At 68.3% G+C, this 17,055-nt stretch carries 11 protein-coding genes and 1 pseudogene; 4 read left to right on the forward strand and 8 right to left on the reverse strand.

Features of this window, described 5'->3' with window-relative positions; all coding sequences use genetic code 11:
* Window positions 1-28: 28 nt before the first annotated feature.
* The 5 genes from ACW17Y_RS15540 to ACW17Y_RS15560 form a co-directional block, all read right to left on the reverse strand.
* Entirely contained in the window at window positions 29-775 is a 747-nt protein-coding gene (locus ACW17Y_RS15540) for a DUF1223 domain-containing protein (RefSeq protein ID WP_492036575.1), read from the reverse strand.
* Window positions 776-966: 191 nt separating this feature from the next.
* Window positions 967-3,135 carry a prolyl oligopeptidase family serine peptidase gene (locus tag ACW17Y_RS15545; RefSeq protein ID WP_492036576.1) on the reverse strand — a complete coding sequence of 723 codons (2,169 nt, stop codon included), beginning with the start codon at window positions 3,133-3,135 and terminating at the stop codon, window positions 967-969.
* A 66-nt stretch (window positions 3,136-3,201) separates the two neighbouring features.
* A complete protein-coding gene (locus ACW17Y_RS15550) occupies window positions 3,202-5,382 on the reverse strand; it encodes a prolyl oligopeptidase family serine peptidase (RefSeq protein WP_492036577.1) in 2,181 nt (726 codons plus the stop codon).
* Window positions 5,383-5,485: 103 nt separating this feature from the next.
* On the reverse strand, window positions 5,486-6,286 hold the full coding sequence (locus ACW17Y_RS15555) for a potassium channel family protein (RefSeq protein ID WP_492036578.1): 801 nt from the start codon (window positions 6,284-6,286) through the stop codon (window positions 5,486-5,488).
* Between the two features lie 67 nt (window positions 6,287-6,353).
* A complete protein-coding gene (locus tag ACW17Y_RS15560; RefSeq protein ID WP_492036579.1) occupies window positions 6,354-6,755 on the reverse strand; it encodes a host attachment family protein in 402 nt (133 codons plus the stop codon).
* A 120-nt stretch (window positions 6,756-6,875) separates the two neighbouring features.
* Between ACW17Y_RS15560 and dapF the strand changes: the two genes are divergently transcribed.
* Entirely contained in the window at window positions 6,876-7,706 is an 831-nt protein-coding gene (gene dapF, locus ACW17Y_RS15565) for a diaminopimelate epimerase (RefSeq protein WP_492038315.1), read from the forward strand.
* A 66-nt stretch (window positions 7,707-7,772) separates the two neighbouring features.
* Window positions 7,773-10,136 (forward strand): NADP-dependent malic enzyme, encoded by a 2,364-nt coding sequence (locus ACW17Y_RS15570; protein ID WP_492036580.1) that lies wholly within the window; start codon window positions 7,773-7,775, stop codon window positions 10,134-10,136.
* Here ACW17Y_RS15570 and ACW17Y_RS15575 read toward each other — a convergent pair whose 3' ends face one another.
* From ACW17Y_RS15575 to ACW17Y_RS15585, 3 genes and pseudogenes are all read right to left on the reverse strand, one after another.
* Window positions 10,137-11,843, reverse strand: coding sequence for an AmpG family muropeptide MFS transporter (locus ACW17Y_RS15575; protein WP_492036581.1), 1,707 nt, complete (start codon window positions 11,841-11,843; stop codon window positions 10,137-10,139).
* A gap of 50 nt (window positions 11,844-11,893) precedes the next feature.
* Window positions 11,894-13,453: a response regulator gene (locus ACW17Y_RS15580; protein ID WP_492036582.1), complete on the reverse strand. Its 1,560-nt coding sequence runs from the start codon at window positions 13,451-13,453 to the stop codon at window positions 11,894-11,896.
* A 59-nt stretch (window positions 13,454-13,512) separates the two neighbouring features.
* Window positions 13,513-14,457, reverse strand: a pseudogene (locus ACW17Y_RS15585) (ATP-binding protein); the annotation flags it as partial.
* Between the two features lie 47 nt (window positions 14,458-14,504).
* On the opposite strand from ACW17Y_RS15585, the gene ACW17Y_RS15590 reads away from it, so the two are divergent.
* On the forward strand, window positions 14,505-16,076 hold the full coding sequence (locus ACW17Y_RS15590) for a recombinase family protein (protein WP_492036583.1): 1,572 nt from the start codon (window positions 14,505-14,507) through the stop codon (window positions 16,074-16,076).
* 639 nt (window positions 16,077-16,715) lie between these two features.
* Window positions 16,716-16,964, forward strand: a complete 249-nt coding sequence (locus ACW17Y_RS15595) for a hypothetical protein (RefSeq protein ID WP_492036584.1) — start codon at window positions 16,716-16,718, stop codon at window positions 16,962-16,964.
* Window positions 16,965-17,055 lie beyond the last annotated feature (91 nt).

Here is a 17,055-nt window from a genome sequence, read left to right on the forward strand (position 1 = left end):
GGTTTAGGCATCCCAATAGTGGGACGCGTCAGCGCGTCGCGGCGCTGAGGATGCGGCGGTCCCCGCGAGACTGGACCATCACCACCACCTTGTCCTGAGGATCGGCGGCCTCGGGAAGGTCGAGCAGGATCGGACGGCCGGTCCATTCTCCGAGCCGGGTCAGGCTCTGCACCACATTGACGTGGCGCACCGCCCGGCCCCGGTTGTCGCCGCCGGCCACGGTCACGGTCTGGGTCCCGGGCCGATAGGCGACGGCCCAGACGTCGGCGCCGCCCGCCGGCGCGCGGCCGGAGCCGACCCCGACCTGATCTCCGCTTTCGCGGAACTGGACCTGGGGCGGGAAGACGCGACGCGCGGCCTCTTCGTCGACGGCGTCCTGAACGGCCAGCCCCTCGGCCCCGGAGACCTGACGGCGGCCGTCGATGACGACCTGGGGCGTATAGACGTTCCTCAGGCGCATGGCGGTCTGATAGGCGCGCTGGCGCTGGGCGAACTCGGGCTTCGCGAACGTATCCGGCCAGCCGAGGTAGTCCCAGTAGTCGACGGCGTAGGTCAGGGCGATGACGCCCGGCTCCTCGGCCAGGCTCTCGACCACCTGGTTGGCGGCGGGACAGCCGGAACAGCCCTGGGCGGTGAAGAGCTCGACCACCACCGGCTCGGGAGGCGGGGCATCGCGGCGAACCGAGCGCGCGCCGGCCGGCTGGGCGGTCGAACCGACCGCGCCCAGCAGACCGAGGGCGGCGACGCCCGCGACAATGATGCCCCTGACCTTCATGGGCTGGACTCCTAGCGTCACCGGCGGTCGCGCGCGCCTCATATTCGCGTGAAGCAGGGTATTCCTCCCCCATCGGGGGAGGTGGCTCGAAGCGCAGCGAAGAGACGGAGGGGGCTCACTCCGGACCGTGGCATGTGCGGCTGGCCCCCTCCACCACTTCGTGGTCCCCCTCCCCCGTCGGGGGAGGATCGCTAATCCATCAGCTGCTGAGACAGATACACGTAGTGCCGCGCCCAGCGCCGCGCGTTGGCGACCGGGTCGGCGTCGTTGGAGTGACCGCCCGAGGTCTCCTCGTAATAGAGGTGGTCGTGACCCTGGTCGGTCAGGCGGGCGGCGAACTTGCGCGCATGGCCGGGGTGGACGCGGTCGTCGCGGGTGTTGGTGGTGATGTAGAGGCGCGGATAATCCGCCTCCGGACGCAGCTGCTGGTAGGCCGAATACTGCGAGATGAAGGCGGCGTCGCCGGGGATGCGCGGGTCGCCGTATTCGCCGATCCAGGACGCGCCGGCCGGCAGGTCCGGATAGCGCAGCATGTCGATCAGGGGGCTCTCGATCACGGCGGCGTTGTAGAGTTCCGGATGCTGGGTGATCGAGACCGAGGTCAGGACCCCGCCGTTGGAGCGGCCATAGATGCCGAGGCGACGCGGCGAGGTCACGCCGCGCGTCTCCAGATCGCGGGCCACGGCGGCGAAGTCATCGAACGCCAGCTGGCGGTGTTCGCGCAGGGCCGCCTGGTGCCAGGCCGGGCCGAACTCGCCGCCGCCGCGGATGTTGGCGACCACGTAGGCGCCGCCGTTCTCAAGCCACAGCTTGCCGAGCTCGGGCTTGTAGGCGGGGGGGAAGGAGACCTGGAAGCCGCCGTAGCCGAACATGATGGTCGGGGTGGAGCCGTCCACCGGGGCGTCCTTCGGACGGACGAGGAAATAAGGGATCTTCACGCCGTCGGAGGAGGTCGCCTCGAACTGTTCGACCACATGGGTGGAGGCGTCGAACAGGGCCGGGCCCGACTTGAGCGCGGTCAGGTCGTCTGCGTCGGCCGCCAGCAGGCTGAGGGTCGGCGGCGTCAGGAAGCCCTGGGTCGAGACGAACATCCGGCCCGAACCGCGCGAGACATCGCCGATGCCGACGGCGCTGTTGGCGGGGGCGGCGATGGGGTCCGAACTCCAGGCGGCGCGGCCGCCCTGGCCGAAAGCGAAGCGACGCAGCGTGCCCACGACATTGTCGGCGATGCCGACGACGATGTCGTCATCGAGGACGGCCACGTCCTGCACCGACTGGCGAGCGGTCGGTTTGAAGATCGTCTCCGGGTCGCTGTCCGGCGACGGCGGCGGCATGGCGGGCTGGGCGAGGTTGTCGAGCGACAGGGACAGCAACGTCCCCTCGGCCACGGGGAAGCCGCCGCGATCCCAGGCCTCGTCGAGACCGACGATCAACCGGTCGTTCTGGACACCGTGGATGGCGACCCGCTCCGGCAGGTTCAGGCGCATGGCGACGCCGCCGTTCAGACGCCAGGTCTCGGCACGATAGGTGTCGAGCGGGCGGGTGATGATGGTGGCCAGAACCTCGCCCGCGCCATTCCGGTAGACGCTCGGGCTGACGCCGTAGCCGCCGTCGGAGATGTCGCCGCGATAGATCTCGATGCCGTCGGCGAGGGTCTGGCCGCGCTTCAGGCGTTTGACGATGAACGGATAGCCGCTCTCGGTCAGGGTGCCCGGACCGAAGTCGGTGGCCACCAGAAGGGTGTCGACGTCGAACCATTCGAGCCGGTGCTTGCCCTCGGGGAGGCTGAAGCCGTCCGCCACGAAAGATTTCGTCGTGGTGTCGAACTCACGGACGACGACCGCGTCCTTGCCGCCTTCGGACAGGGAGACCAGGCAGCGGGTCTCGTCCGGGGCCAGGCAGCGCGCGCCCTTCCACACCCAGTCCCTGCCCTCGGCGCGGGACAGGGCGTCCATGTCGAGCAGGGTTTCCCACTCCGGCGTCTCCGTGCCGTAGCTGTCGAGCGTCGTGCGGCGCCACAGGCCCTTGGGATTGGTCGCGTCCTGCCAGAAGTTGCCGATGCCGTCGCCGAGGAAGCTCGGCCCCGGGATGCGGGCCGTGGAGGACAGGATGTCGAAGGCCTCGGACCGGAAGGTCTCGTAGCGACGGTCGCCGGTCAGGGCGGCGAGGGAGCGTTCGTTGGCGGTCCGGACGAAGGCCATGGCCTCGGCCCCCTCGACCTCCTCGAGCGCCAGATGGTCATCTGCGGCGCGAACGCCGGCCGGGGAAAGGTCGGCGGGGAAGTGCGGCGGCGGCGTCTGGGCCATCGCGGGGGCCGAGATGGCAATGGCGGCGACGCCGAAGAGCAGAGAACGCAGCATGGGAACGACCTTACTTCGCGAGAGCACTGTGTCCCCGCTTTCGCGGGGACGACTTGTATCCGAAACCTAGTCCTCTGCCGGCGCGTCCATGAGACGGCGGGTCAGATAGGTGTATTCGAGCGCGATGCGGCGGGCCGTTTCGCGCAGGTTGGCGCCGGCCGCGTGGCCGCCGTCGGTGTTCTCGTAGAACAGGACCGGATAGCCCAGCTCCTCCAGACGCGCGGCGGCCTTGCGGGCATGTCCCGGGTGGACGCGGTCGTCCTTGGTCGAGGTGTGGATGAAGACTTCCGGGTAGGGCTGTCCGGCGCGCAGATTCTGGTAGGGCGAGTATTCGCCGATCCAGGCGCGCTGTTCCGGGATGTCCGGGTCGCCGTATTCGGCACGCCACGAGGCGCCGGCGAGCAGCCGGTGGAAGCGGAACATGTCGAACAGGGGCACCTGGATGACCGCCGCGTTGATCAGGTCCGGGCGCTGGGTCAGCATGGCCCCCATGAACAGGCCGCCCTGCGACCCGCCCATGATGCCCAGATGGGGCTGGGAGGTGATGTTGCGGGCGATCAGGTCCGAGGCCACGGCCTGGAAGTCCTCATGGGCGCGCTGGCGGTTCTCCTGCAGGGCCGCCTCGTGCCAGTTCGGGCCGAACTCGCCGCCGCCGCGCGTATTGGCGACGACATAGACGCCGCCGCGCTCCAGCCACAGCTTGCCGACCGTGGGGGAATAGCCGGGCAGCATCGACGACTGGAAGCCGCCGTAGCCGTACAGAAGCGTGGCGTTCGTGCCGTCCAGCGGCATGTCTGTCTTATGCACCACGAAATAGGGGATCATCGTGCCGTCGGCCGAGCGGGCCTCGAACTGTTCGACCGTCATGCCCGAGGCGTCGAACTTCGGCGGGATTGTCTTGACCTGGGCCATCTCGCCCGTGGCTGCGTCGACCAGCGAAAGCGTCGAGGGGCTGAGATAGCCGGCGACGCTGACGAAGATGCGATCGTCCTGTTCCGAAGCCGAACCCAGGCCGACGGTCGAGTTCGCGGGCAGGTCCAGACGAGTGCGGGCCCATTCGCCGGACGGGTTCGGCGTGTAGACATAGGCGGCGCCGCGGACGTTTTCGTACAGGGCGACGACGAGTTTATTGCGGGTGGCGTTGATGCCCTCGACAGACTCACGGGCGCCCGGACGGATGATCAACCGGGCGGGCGCCGACTCATCGGCCAGCCAGGCGTCGAGGTTCCAGGCGAAGACGTCGCCGGTCCTGAACTCCTGACCCGAGGGCGCGGTCCAGTCCTGATTGGTGGTCACCACCAGCTGACCCTGGACCAGGGCGTTGATGTCGGACTTGGCCGGCAGCTGCAGCCGGGGCGTGGTCCCGTCCGCGTTCAGCAGATAGGTCTCACTCTCGTAGAAGCTCACACCGCGATTGATGATCACGGCTTGAATGGCGCCATCCGCGTCGCGCAGGACGCCGCCGCCGACCGAGACGTCGGACGGCTGGCCGGTGAAGAGGGTCTCGGCCTGATCGATCGACTGGCCGCGCTTCAGCCGCTTGACGATCATCGGATAGCCCGAGGAGGTCAGGGTGCCCTCACCGAAGTCACGCGCGATCAGCAGGGTGTCGGCATCGACCCAGGTGACCCCGCCCTTGGATTCCGGCAGTTCGAAACCGCCGTCGACGAAGGTGCGCGACACGCTGTCGAACTCGCGCACCACGACCGCGTCCTTGCCGCCGTCGGACAGGGAGATCAGGCACAGCCGTTCTTCGGGCGGCAGACAGGACGCGCCCTTGTAGACCCAGTTCTTGCCCTCGGCGGTCGACAGGGCGTCGAGGTCGAGGATCGTCTCCCACTCGGGGGCGTCGGTGCGGTAGCTGTCGACCGTGGTCCTGCGCCAGATGCCGCGCACGTGGGCGGCGTCCTGCCAGAAGTTGTCGATATGGCCGTCGTGGGTGAAGCCGGGCGCCGGGATCCGGTCGCGGGCCTGGACCAGGGCCAGGGCCTGGTCGTGCAGACCTTCGTAGCGGGGGTCGCCCTGGAGCACGCCCAGCGACCGGGTGTTGTGTTCATTGACCCAGGCCATGGCGCGTTCGCCTTCGACCTCTTCGAGCCAGAGGTAGGGATCGGTCGCGTCGGTGGTGGCGAACCCGCCCTCGACCAGGGGTGGATTGGGCGGCGTATGGGCGGTCTGGGCCAGGGCGGAAGTTCCAAGAATGGAGGAGGCAAGGAGAACAGCCGTGAGGCTCAGCGAACGACGCATGCGGGGGGCGCTCCGGAATGAGGACGGAGCACCTTAGTCGCGAGAGGCGGGGCGGCAAGGCGGCGAACCTTACCGTTTTGTCACATGCAGCGACCCGGGCGGTTCAGACGGCCCCCTCGTCCGGGATGCACAGCAGGTTGCCGCACGCCTTGCAGTGGACGGCATCGGGGTCGTGGACCTGCAGCCCGCATTTCTCGCAGGGATAGCGGACCTTGTGCGGCCGGAGCAGGGTCTGGCCCAGCCGCACGAACAGGGTGACGCCGACCAGCATGATGATGATCGACACGATCCGCCCCCAGACGCCGGGCAGCAGGATATCGCCGTAGCCGGTCGTGGTCAGGCTGGTGACCGTGAAATACAGGGCGTCCACCCATCCGCTGATGCCTTCGTAGCGGCCCATGAAGCCGGTGTAGACGAAGCCTGTGGCCACGAAGACGAAGGTGACGAGCGCGACCACGGCCTTGGTCGTATCCTCGACCCGGGTGTCATCGTATTTACGCCCGACGGTGCGCCAGAAAAAGTCGGAGCTGACCAGGGTCCAGAGCCGGATGACCCGCAGGAAGCCCAGGTTGAACAGCCAGGCCGGAAACAACAGGGTCGCCAGGATGAACAGGTCGACCCAGACAATCGGCCGCTTCAGCCAGTCTTTGATATTGGAATAGGCGAGGGCCCGCGCGGCGAGGTCCGCCGCCAGAAGCGCCGCGACCACATAGTCGACGATATAGAAGGCAAGGCCGACGTGCTTCAGCAGCGGCGCGGCGATGAAGAAGGCGACGATAATCAGATCGACGGTGAGGACCGCTATCCGGAAGCGGACGGCGGTGAGGGACGAGCCGTGATAGAGGGCGCGGAGGCGGGCGCGGAGGCGAAGCCCCTCTCGCGGGAGCCGGTCGGAGGCTGTCATGCCATCCCTCTAGTCGCGAGATTGTCCGAACGCCACGGTCCAGCGCACCGGACCGTGGCGCACAGGATCAGGCCTTGCTGATCGCGGCGGCGATCTGATCGGTGGAGTGGCCGGTCAGGTCCTTGGAAATCTCGCCGACCAGGCGCGAGGACAGTTCCTTGTGCCAATGCTTGCGCAACTCGCCGAGCGTCTTCGGGGCGGCGATGACCAGCAACTTGTCCGCCTTGCTGCTCAGCGCCCATTTGTTGAGCACCTCGGCCACGCCCATGGCGAAGCCGTCCTCGGCCTGGGTGTTGTTATCGGGGTTGGCCTCGCTGGAGATGCGACCGGCCGAACCGGAGGCGCGCTCCTCGATCGCCGGGATCGGCTGGGCGGTCAGGGACAGCTCGGCGCCGTGGCCGGTGTTCCTGAACAGGGCGAGCTTTTCGCCGTCGACGACCGCCACCATCGCGCCATTGGGAAGATTCATCGGGAAGGCCTCGTCGTCTGTTTCAGAGGACAGGCTAACGGCCCCGGCCCGGAGGCGTTGCGTGGCTGCGACTTTGGAGCCGACGTCCGACGTGACTATATGGCGTCCATGAACGCGGCGATCTCCAGACCCTTCGTCAAGATGAACGGCGCCGGCAACGACTTTGTCGTGGTCAATGCGCTGGATCGGCCCTTCACGCCGGACGCCGACGCCGTGCGCGCCCTGGGCGATCGCCAGACGGGCGAGGGCTTCGACCAGCTGATCGCCATCGAGCCTTCGGACACCGCGGACGCCTTCATGCGGGTCTGGAACGCCGACGGCGGCCCGGTCGAAACCTGCGGCAATGCCCTGCGCTGCGTCGGCTGGATGCTGATGCAGGCGAGCGGCTCGGATCAGGTCACCATCGACACCCTGGGCGGAAAGACCGTGGCGCGGCGCGCAGGGGTCGACCGGATCACCGTCGACATGGGGCCGCCCCGGCTGGACTGGCGCGACATCCCCCTGGCCGAGGAGATGGACACCCGCGGCATCGAGCTGCAGGTCGGTCCGATCGACGACCCGGTCGTGCACACGCCGGGCGCCGTCTCCATGGGCAACCCACATGTGGTCTTCTTCACCGACCGCCAGGACGACGGCTTCGTCATCGGAACCGGTTCCCTGATCGAGCACCACCCGCTGTTCCCGGAAGGGGTCAATGTCGGCTTCGCCAACGTCCTGGCCCCCGACCGCATCCGCCTGAGGGTGTTCGAGCGCGGCGCGGGCCTGACCAAGGCGTGCGGCACCGGCGCCTGCGCCGCCCTGGTCGCCTGCGCCCGGCGCGGGCTGACGACGCGCAAGGCCACGGTCGTCGTCGACGGCGGCGAACTGGTCATCGACTGGGATGAGGCGACAAATCACGTCTTCATGACCGGGCCGGTGGAGGTCGAGCGGACGGGTGTTCTGTCAATCTAGAGGCGGCCGGCGGTTGTCGCTGCGTAAGCTGGGCTCTAGGAACAGATAAACACGCCGAGACCCAGAATGCCCGACCTGACCGACAAACAGACCTTCTCCGACCAGGACGCGCTGGATTTCCACCAGCACCCGACCCCGGGCAAGATCTCCATGGCGCCGACCAAGCCGATGGCGACCCAGCGCGACCTGTCGCTGGCCTATTCGCCGGGCGTGGCCATTCCGGTGCTGGCGATCGCCGCCGATGTGGACAAGGCCTACGACTATACGTCCAAGGGCAATCTGGTTGCGGTGATCTCGAACGGCACCGCGATCCTGGGCCTTGGCAACCTCGGCCACATGGCGTCCAAGCCGGTGATGGAGGGCAAGTCCGTCCTGTTCAAACGGTTCGCCGACGTGGACAGCTTCGACGTCGAGGTGAAGACCACCGACCCTGATGAGTTCATCACCGTCGTCAAGAACATCGGCGACACCTGGGGCGGCATCAATCTGGAGGACATCAAGTCCCCCGAATGCTTCGTCATCGAGAGCGAGCTTCAGGACCTGCTGGACATCCCGGTCTTCCACGATGACCAGCACGGCACCGCCATCATCTCGACCGCCGGCCTGATCAACGCCTGCCACGTCACCGGCAAGAAGCTGGACGAGATCAAGGTCGTGCTCGCCGGCGCCGGCGCCGCGGGCCTGTCGTCGATCGGCCTGATGAAGGCCGCCGGGGTCAAGGCCGAAAACACCGTCATCTGCGACCGCGACGGCGTCGTCTACAAGGGCCGTCCGCACGGCATGGACCAGTGGAAGGCGGCTCACGCCACCGACACCCCGCTGCGCACCCTGGCCGAGGCCATGGTCGGGGCCGACGTGGTTCTTGGCCTTTCGGCCAAGGGCGCGATCACCAAGGAAATGGTCGCCTCCATGGCGCCCAATCCGATCATCTTCGCCATGGCCAATCCGGACCCGGAGATCACCCCCGAGGACGTGCTGTCGGTGCGCACCGACGCCATCATCGCCACCGGCCGGTCCGACTATGTGAACCAGGTCAACAACGTCCTGGCCTTCCCCTATCTGTTCCGAGGGGCGCTGGACGTGCGCGCGCGCCGCGTGAACCACGAGATGAAGATCGCCTGCGCCCAGGCCCTGGCCCAGCTGGCGCGCGAGGACGTGCCGGATGAGGTCGCCGCCGCCTATTCGGGCCGCAAGCTGAAATTCGGGCGTGACTACATCATCCCGACCCCGTTTGACCCGCGTCTGATCTGGTACATCCCGCCCTTCATCGCCCAGGCCGCGATGGACACCGGCGTCGCCCGGGTCGCGATCCCCGACATGGATGCCTACCGGGCGTCCCTTCGCGAACGGATCGATCCCTCCGCCGCCCTGATGCAAAAGATTTCGTCCGCCGTGCGCGCCGCCCCCAACAAGCGGGTGGTGTTCGCCGAGGGCGAGGAGACGGCCGTCATCCGCGCCGCCTGGGGCTTCAAACAGGCCGAACTGGGCACGCCCATCCTGATCGGCCGCGAGGATCTTGTGCGCAAGAATGCCGCCGAGGCCGGCCTCGACTTCGACGCCATGGGCATCGAGATCGTCAATGCCCGGGTCTCCGACCGGAACGTCGAATACACCGACTTCCTGTACGAGAAGCTGCAGCGGCGGGGTTATCTGCGCCGCGACGTGCAGCGGATGATCAATCAGGACCGCAACTATTTCGCCGCCGCCATGCTGGCGCGCGGTCAGGCCGACGCCATGGTCACGGGCACGACCCGCAACTTCAACATGGTTCTGAAGGAGGTCCGGCGCGTGCTGGACGTCGAGGGCGACAGCCTGATCGGCCTGTCGATCGTGCTGGCCAAGGGGAGGACCCTGTTCATCGCCGACACCTCGATCCACGAGCTTCCGTCGGCGGAGGAACTGGCCGACATCGCCATCCAGGCGGCGGCCACCGTGAAGAAGCTCGGTCGCACCCCGCGCGTGGCCTTCCTGTCCTATTCGACCTTCGGCAACCCGCCCGGAGAGCGCGGCGAGAAGGTGCGCGAGGCGATCCGCATCCTCGACCAGAAGGGCGTCGGTTTCGAATACGAGGGCGAGATGCCGCCCGAGCTGGCGCTCGATCCGGCGCTGCGCGCCAACTATCCGTTCATGCGCCTGAGCCGCGAGGCCAATGTGCTGGTCATGCCGGCGCTCCATTCGGCCGCCATCTCGACCCAGCTGGTCCAGGCGCTCGGCGGGGCGACCGTGATCGGTCCGCTTCTGGTCGGTCTGGAGAAGTCCGTGCAGATCGTGTCCCTGGGGGCCCAGGTGTCCGAGATCATCACCGCCGCCACCTTCGCCGCCTATGAAGAGGGCGTCAGTGTCGAGTTCGAACCCGAGGACGAGACCGAGGCCCCGCACCCGAGCGCAGCGGCGGAGCGGTCAATGACGGCGGTGCCGCCCACGGTGTGATCAGGACGGCTGGCCCTCGGTCAGGGCGACCGGATCCCGGGCGATCCGGCGGGCTTCAAAGCCCAGCCGGACCCATTCGATCAGGACGAAGACGATGGCGATCACCCCCATCCAGGCGGCGATGATGAACATCGGCGCATAACCCTGGGCGTCGATGAGCTCGCCCAGGGCTCCGCGCCCCAGTGTGCCGATCAGCAGGGCCAGCGAGATGAAGACCGCGAACTGGACCGCGCCGAAGGTCCGGTTCGACAGGGCCGACAGATAGGCGACGAAGGCCGCGCCTGCGAAGCCGCCGGCGATGTTCTCGCCCGCTATGGCCAGCATCAGCCGTGACAGGGGCTCGCCCACGCCGATCGATCCGAACACGGAATAGAGGCCGGTCGCCGACATGAACGCCCCGATCGTCGGCGATCCGAGCGCCAGATCCATCATCAGAAGGTTGGTGGCGGCCGACAGAACGGCGCCGATCAGAAGGCTCCACATCCGGCCGATGACCAGCAGGGCCCAGCCGCCCAAGGCGATGCCGACGATGGTCATGATGACGCCGAAGGTCTTGGAGGCCAGCGCCACCTCGGCCTTGGTGTGGCCCAGCGCCCCGCCCGTGTCGCCCATGTAGAAGGGGAAGGCGAACGGGCCCCAGACGCCGTCAGTGATCCGGTAGGTCAGGATCAGGCCCAGCACGATGATCGCGCCCCAGCCCAGACGGCCCATCAGCTCCACCAGCGGGGCGAGAATGGCGTCATAGAAGGTGTCGGCCAGTTTGGGCGCCGCCGCGCCCTCGGCGGCGGTCGCGGCGCGGCCCTTCCACACGATCAGGCCGGCGAGGGCGGCGGGCAGGACCACAGTCGCGCCGACGATCCACGGACCCCAGGCGGCGGTGAACTCCCCCGCGCTCGGCGCCGGGGACGTCGTCAGGGCGATGACCATGAAGCGGACCAGCATGAAGGCAGCCCAGCCCCATGCGGCGAGGGTTGTGACCAGCACGAACAGCCGCAGACCCGGCGAACCGCGCCGCTCCCTGGCGACGGCGGCCTGGGAGCTTGGGACCGGTTCCGGCGCAATCAATGTGCCGATGACGCCCAGCCCCATGAGCACGGCGGCCGTGAAGAAGACGCCGGGCCAGCCGATGGCGGTCGCCAGCAACAGGGATCCGGCGCCGCCGGCGAGGGCGGCCGTGCGATAACCCAGCTGATAGATGGTCGAGAGCAGGTCGATGGGAGTCTTCTCGTCGGCCACCTCGATGCGCCAGGCGTCGATGACGATGTCCTGGGTCGCGAAGGCGAAAGCGCCCAGCGCCGCGCCCAGGGCCAACGGTCCGAGCACGCCCGCTCCGGGGTGTGACAGGGCGACGAGGCCGAGCGCGATGGCGATGACGACCTGCAGGCACAGGAGCCAGCTACGTCGGCGACCGAACATCTTGCCGATGACCGGCGGGGTCCAGCTGACGGCCGGCGACCACAGGAAGCGGAAGGCGCCGAACAGACCGATCCAGCTCAGGATGCCGATGGTGGCGACGGGGATCTCCTCCTCGGTGAGCCAGGCGTTCAGCGTGCCGATCAGCATGGCAAACGGCAGGCCGGCGGAGAATCCCAGCAACAGCATGGCCAAGGTGCGGCGCTCGCGGAAGGCGACCTTCAGAACGGCCAGCCCCTTGGGCTTCAGGTCGATCTCTGTCGGCGCAGTGGGGGGCGCGGCGGGAGCTGTCATGAAACGGAGCCTCTGTCTCGAAGGGTCTCCGATCTGATCGCCGGATCGCCCTATGCGGCGGCGACCTTGGCGCGGAAGTCGCCGGCCGTCCAGCGGGCCAGGGCGGCGCGCAGGGCCTCGGGCTCCAGCGGCTTGACCAGATGGTCGTTCATGCCGGCCTCGAGGCAGGTCTGGCGGTCCTCGGCGAAGGCGTTGGCGGTCAGGGCGACGATCGGCGTGGTGTCCCCGCCGGCGCGGATGACGCGCGTCGCGGCCGGACCGTCCATGCCGGGCATCCGCATGTCCATGAAGACGAGGTCGTAGCGGGCCCGCTTCATGGCCGCGACGGCTTCGTCGCCGGTGGCGGCGGTCTCGACCACGCAGCCCTCCCGGCGCAGCAGGGTCCGGGCCAGCAAGGCGCCGACCGGATTGTCCTCGACCAGCAGGACGCGGGTTCCAGCGAAGCGGACGGGGAGGACCCGGTCGTCCTCGGGCGGCAGGCCGCGCGGCACGCCCGGGGTCTCGCCGGCGGTCGCCGCGGCCAGGACCCGTTCGACGAGCGAGGCGCGGCGCAACGGCTTGATCAGATAGCCGTGGAAGCCGGCCGACTTGTAGGGGGCGATCAGGTCACGCTCGGACGGCTTCAGCAGGACGATGCTGCGCCCGCCCTCTGGCAGGGGGGCCAGCGGCAGACCGGCCGCCGCGGCCCCGGCATGATCGACCAGGGTGACGCAGGCGAGGCCGCCGACGGGCCACAACGAGCCGCCGGACGCGGTGATCTGGGCCTCGGCCGCGTCGCGGACGAACGGGTCTGGGCTGCGCACGGCGAAGGCCCGATCGGTCAGGGGACGGGCCCTCGGCGCGGCGTCGGGCGCCGCGTCGAACGCGGCCTGGAAAACGAAGCGGGAGCCGCATGCGCCCTTCGGGCCGGGACGGTCCTCGACCCGGACGGTCCCGTTCATGGCCGCAGCCAGTTTCTGCACCACCGCGAGGCCGAGCCCCGCGCCGCCGTAGCGGGTGGCGTCGGAGGCGTCGACGTGACCGAACTCCTCAAAGATGCGGGCGCGCGCCTCGAACGGGACGCCGGGGCCCGTGTCGTCGATGACGAAGGCGAGCAGCGGTCGTTCGTCGGGGCCGCCGGCCCGGTCGACGGCGATGCGGACCCCGCCCGTGTCGGTGAACTTCACGGCGTTGCCTGCAAGATTGAACAGGACCTGGCGCAGCCGGCCCTCGTCGGCGAGGACGTCCGGCGCATCGGCCGAGACCGACCAGACGATCTCCAGACCCTTGTCGTGGGCGCGCGGGCTCAGCAGTTCGGCGACGCCGCGCACAAGACCCTCGAGTTCGACCGGCGCCGGATCGATCTCCAGCTTGCCGGCTTCCAGGCGGGCATAGTCGAGGAGGTCGTTGACGAGGCCGAGCAGGTGTTCGGCGGATTCGCGCGCGGCCTCGGCATAGGACCGCTGGGCGCCGTCCAGACGCGTGCGGGTCAGCAGACCGAGCATGCCGATCACGCCGTTCAGGGGCGTGCGCATCTCGTGGCTCATCAGGCGCAGAAAGGGATCGGCCCCGCCCGCACGGACGGCCTGTCCGGTCTCGCTGTCCGCCGTCGTCTTCGTCCGTCGCGTCATGCCCGCCGTCGCCCTGATCCAAGGTCGAGGGGCAGTGTGCCGGAACAGGTGTTAACCTTTCACCACGCCGGCAGGCTGGCCCGAGTGTCCTGCTGGCGGTCGAACTGCTCCTGGGCTCCGACGGTGGTGCGGCGATAGATCAGGGCCTCGGCGATGTGACGGCGCAGGACCCCGGTCGAGCCCTCAAGATCGGCGATGGTTCGGGCGAGACGAAGCGTCCGGGTCCAGCCGCGCGCGGTCAGGCCGCCCGCCTCCCCGGCCCGCATCAGCAGGGCCCGCCCCGCCTCGTCCGGCGTCGCGAACCGTTCCAGCACGTCGCCGGACGAGCGGGCGTTGAGGGCCTGTAGCGGATCGAGCCCCGCGTCCCGCACCCGCTCATCCTGCATGGCGCGGGCGACGACGACGCGGGCGGCGGCCTCGACCGTGCCCTCGGCCGGGCTCGGCAGGGCCATGTCGGCGGCGGTCACGGGCGGGGTCTCCACCGTCAGGTCGATGCGGTCGAACATCGGACCGGAGATGCGGTTCTGATAGTCGCGCTGGCAGCGCGGGGCCTTGCCGCACGCCCCCTTGCCTGCGCCGCCCATGCCGCAACGGCAGGGGTTCATCGCCGCCACCAGCTGGAACCGGGCCGGGTATCTGACGTGAGCGTTGGCCCGGGCCACCACGATCTCGCCCGTCTCCAGCGGCGCCCGCAGACTGTCCAGCGCCTGGGCGGAGTATTCCGGCAGTTCGTCGAGGAACAGGACGCCGTTGTGGGCCAGGGACGCCTCGCCCGGTTTGGCGCGCAGGCCGCCGCCGGTCAGGGCGGCCATGGAGGCGGAATGGTGGGGCGACCGGAATGGCCGGTCGCGCGTCAGGGCGCCCCGCTCGATCAGCCCGGCCACCGACCAGACCATGGAGGTCTCCAGCAGTTCCTGGGGCGTCAGCGGCGGCAACAGGCCCGGCAACCGCTGGGCCATCATCGACTTGCCGGAGCCCGGCGGGCCGACGAACAGCCTATTGTAGACGTAGAGACCCAAAACCGGCATGTGGCCGGTTAGGAGATGATGCCATGCCAACCACCGCCTCGCCCGCTCCCAAGGCGTATTCCTACCTCCGCTTCTCCACGCCGGATCAGGCGCTCGGGGACAGCAAGAGGCGGCAGGTCGAGGCGGCGAGGTCGTGGGCGGAGGAGCGCGGTCTGACGCTGGATGAGGAACTTGCAGACGAGGGGGTCAGCGGGTTCCGGGGGGCGAACACGCGGGACGACACGGCGCTCGGCTCCTTCCTCAAGGCAGTCAACGCGGGAGACGTGCCGAAGGGGAGCGTTCTGATTGTGGAGAGTCTGGACCGCCTTTCGCGTGATCGCATCTTGTCGGCTCAGAACGTCATGACGTCCCTGCTGCTGGCGGGGGTCCGGGTGGTGACCTTGGGTGACCGGCGGGAGTATTCGGAGGAGTCCGTTAACGCCAACCCCATCGACCTGATCGCCAGCCTCTTGGTGTTGATGCGAGCGAACGAGGAGAGCGAAACCAAGGCGAAGCGTCTCCGCGCGGCGTGGGCGAATAAGCGGCAGGCGGCGGCGACCACCGGGAAGCGGATGACGGTGACCTGCCCGGCATGGCTTGAGGCGGACGCCAGCGGCGAGGGGTTCAACGTGCGAGCGGAGCGGGCCGCTGTCGTGCGTCGCATCTTCGCCGAGACCATCGCCGGGAAGGGGCAGCATCGGATCGCGGCGGACCTGACCGGCGAGGGCGTTCCGACGTGGGGGCGGGGGAAGGGCTGGCATCGCACGTATGTCCGCAAGATCGTGGACAGCCCGGCGGTCGTCGGTGACCTGACGCTCCATGTGACAGAGCGGCTGGACGGTGGCGGGGCGAAGCGGCGACCCATCGGGGACGTGGTCCGGGGCTACTACCCTGCCGTGGTCGATGCGGAGATGTGGCACCGGGCACGGGCGGTGGTCGGAGGGCGGGGGGCGGCAGGCACCTCGGGCCGGGGCCGTCATGCTGGGCAACCTGTCCGCCACGTCCTAGCCGGTATCGCCCACTGCCCAGTCTGCGACGGGGCGATGACCCGCGTCTGGAAGGGCACGGGAGGCGGGCGGGCCTTCCTCGCTTGTGCCAGGGCGAAGCGGGGCGCGGGGTGCGTCTACAAGTCCGTGGCGGTTGTGACCGTGGAGGCGGCGCTCCTGCGAGAGCTGGTCGGCCTGCTGGATAACCCGCCCTCCGCCAACGCCGGGGAGAAGGCGGCACGGGAGGAGTTGGCCCAGACGGAGCGGTTGATCGCGACGGTGGTCGAGGAGCGCGAGGAGATTGGACAGGCGCGACGGCAGCGGCGTGGTCTCCTCCCCGTGGAGCGGGAGCGGGAGGCCGTCCTCTATCAGCAGCAGCAGGCCCTTGAGGACACCCGCCGGTCCCTGCTGGACACCCTCGCCACCACCGGGTCGCGGCTTGTTGATGCCCGCATCTCGCGCCTCGGGAGCGCGCTGGACGCCATGGGCGGGGAGGATCGGAGCGAGGCCAACGCGGCGGCGCGGGAGACGTTCTCTCGGGTCATCATCGACCACCGCGTGGAGGAGATGGTCTTCTACTGGCGGCACGGCGGCGAGACGGTCGTCAGCTACGGCAATCCGTTCGGCTGAGAGGGCGTCGGCCTATTAGGGCACATCCTTGAAGCACCGTCCCTTTTTCCCTTACCCTCGGAGCACCCTGCTTTTTTCGCCGTAGGTTGAGCAGGGTTGCAGCAGCGCCACGCCTCGGATCAATAAACCGGCAAGTCTTGAACTTGTGGCGGTCTGCGCTATATCTTGACCAAAGGTTATCCTCGGGTTCTAATATCAGGGTTACCCGGTCGTAGTCCCCTCAGAGGTAATCCTCATGGTGACCGGCGGTTAAACCTTAGATCACCCGTAGGTCTCGCTACGCTCGACCTACTCGCTTCGCTCGTAGGGATCGGCGTCCACGTCCCCCGCTCAAATTCCGTCAGAACAGGCGATACTGTTTATTTGACGTTGGAGGGGGTCTACAGGCGAAAGTCTGTTCTATGGCGTGGCGATACCAAAGCGGGCTTTGAGGGGCCTCAGCGGCGCTCTAGGCGGCCTCTAGGGGTGATGGGCCGCCTGCTGATCAAGCGCAGGGCATTTCTCGCCATCGCGGAGGTCCGCGCCTTGGTCGAGGACCGACGCTATCGAACCAGAAAACAGACATATTGATCGTCTGCTATGGGTGGGAAGCGGACAACCTGTCCGATACGATCAAGCCGCCTCATAATGGATGTCTGCATGGCGGACCTGATACCCTTGCCCGAAGAATGGTGGCCTGCCTTCAAACGAGGCTTCACCCTCATTCTCGTCTTGATGCCGATCCCTATGGGGTTTGCTGTTCTTAGAGATTTCGAAGTTGCGACGGCGTTGAGCGACATTTCGGTCGCCGGATTGATCGTTCTCATCGGCGCGACCATAGGCGGGCTTAGCTTTGCACTTCCGGCTTTGGTGCGCGGCTTCTTATACCGGTGGCTCCGCCGACAGTAGGTCCGCTATGGGTCGGAAGCGGTCATTGAGGAGCGGCCGAAAAGCGGACGTTCGTCAGGCGCGATTGATCGAGTTCGCGGACGTCGGCCCA

The organism is Brevundimonas sp. AVps7, assembly GCF_058681545.1.

What these genes read in the sequence shown, in the direction of transcription:
- ACW17Y_RS15540 (WP_492036575.1), bottom strand. Translation starts at nt 775, where the DNA reads ATGAAGGTCAGGGGCATCATTGTCGCGGGCGTCGCCGCCCTCGGTCTG.
- ACW17Y_RS15545 (WP_492036576.1), bottom strand. Translation starts at nt 3,135, where the DNA reads ATGCTGCGTTCTCTGCTCTTCGGCGTCGCCGCCATTGCCATCTCGGCC.
- ACW17Y_RS15550 (WP_492036577.1), bottom strand. Translation starts at nt 5,382, where the DNA reads ATGCGTCGTTCGCTGAGCCTCACGGCTGTTCTCCTTGCCTCCTCCATT.
- ACW17Y_RS15555 (WP_492036578.1), bottom strand. Translation starts at nt 6,286, where the DNA reads ATGACAGCCTCCGACCGGCTCCCGCGAGAGGGGCTTCGCCTCCGCGCC.
- ACW17Y_RS15560 (WP_492036579.1), bottom strand. Translation starts at nt 6,755, where the DNA reads ATGAATCTTCCCAATGGCGCGATGGTGGCGGTCGTCGACGGCGAAAAG.
- ACW17Y_RS15570 (WP_492036580.1), top strand. Translation starts at nt 7,773, where the DNA reads ATGCCCGACCTGACCGACAAACAGACCTTCTCCGACCAGGACGCGCTG.
- ACW17Y_RS15575 (WP_492036581.1), bottom strand. Translation starts at nt 11,843, where the DNA reads ATGACAGCTCCCGCCGCGCCCCCCACTGCGCCGACAGAGATCGACCTG.
- ACW17Y_RS15580 (WP_492036582.1), bottom strand. Translation starts at nt 13,453, where the DNA reads ATGACGCGACGGACGAAGACGACGGCGGACAGCGAGACCGGACAGGCC.
- ACW17Y_RS15590 (WP_492036583.1), top strand. Translation starts at nt 14,505, where the DNA reads ATGCCAACCACCGCCTCGCCCGCTCCCAAGGCGTATTCCTACCTCCGC.
- ACW17Y_RS15595 (WP_492036584.1), top strand. Translation starts at nt 16,716, where the DNA reads ATGGCGGACCTGATACCCTTGCCCGAAGAATGGTGGCCTGCCTTCAAA.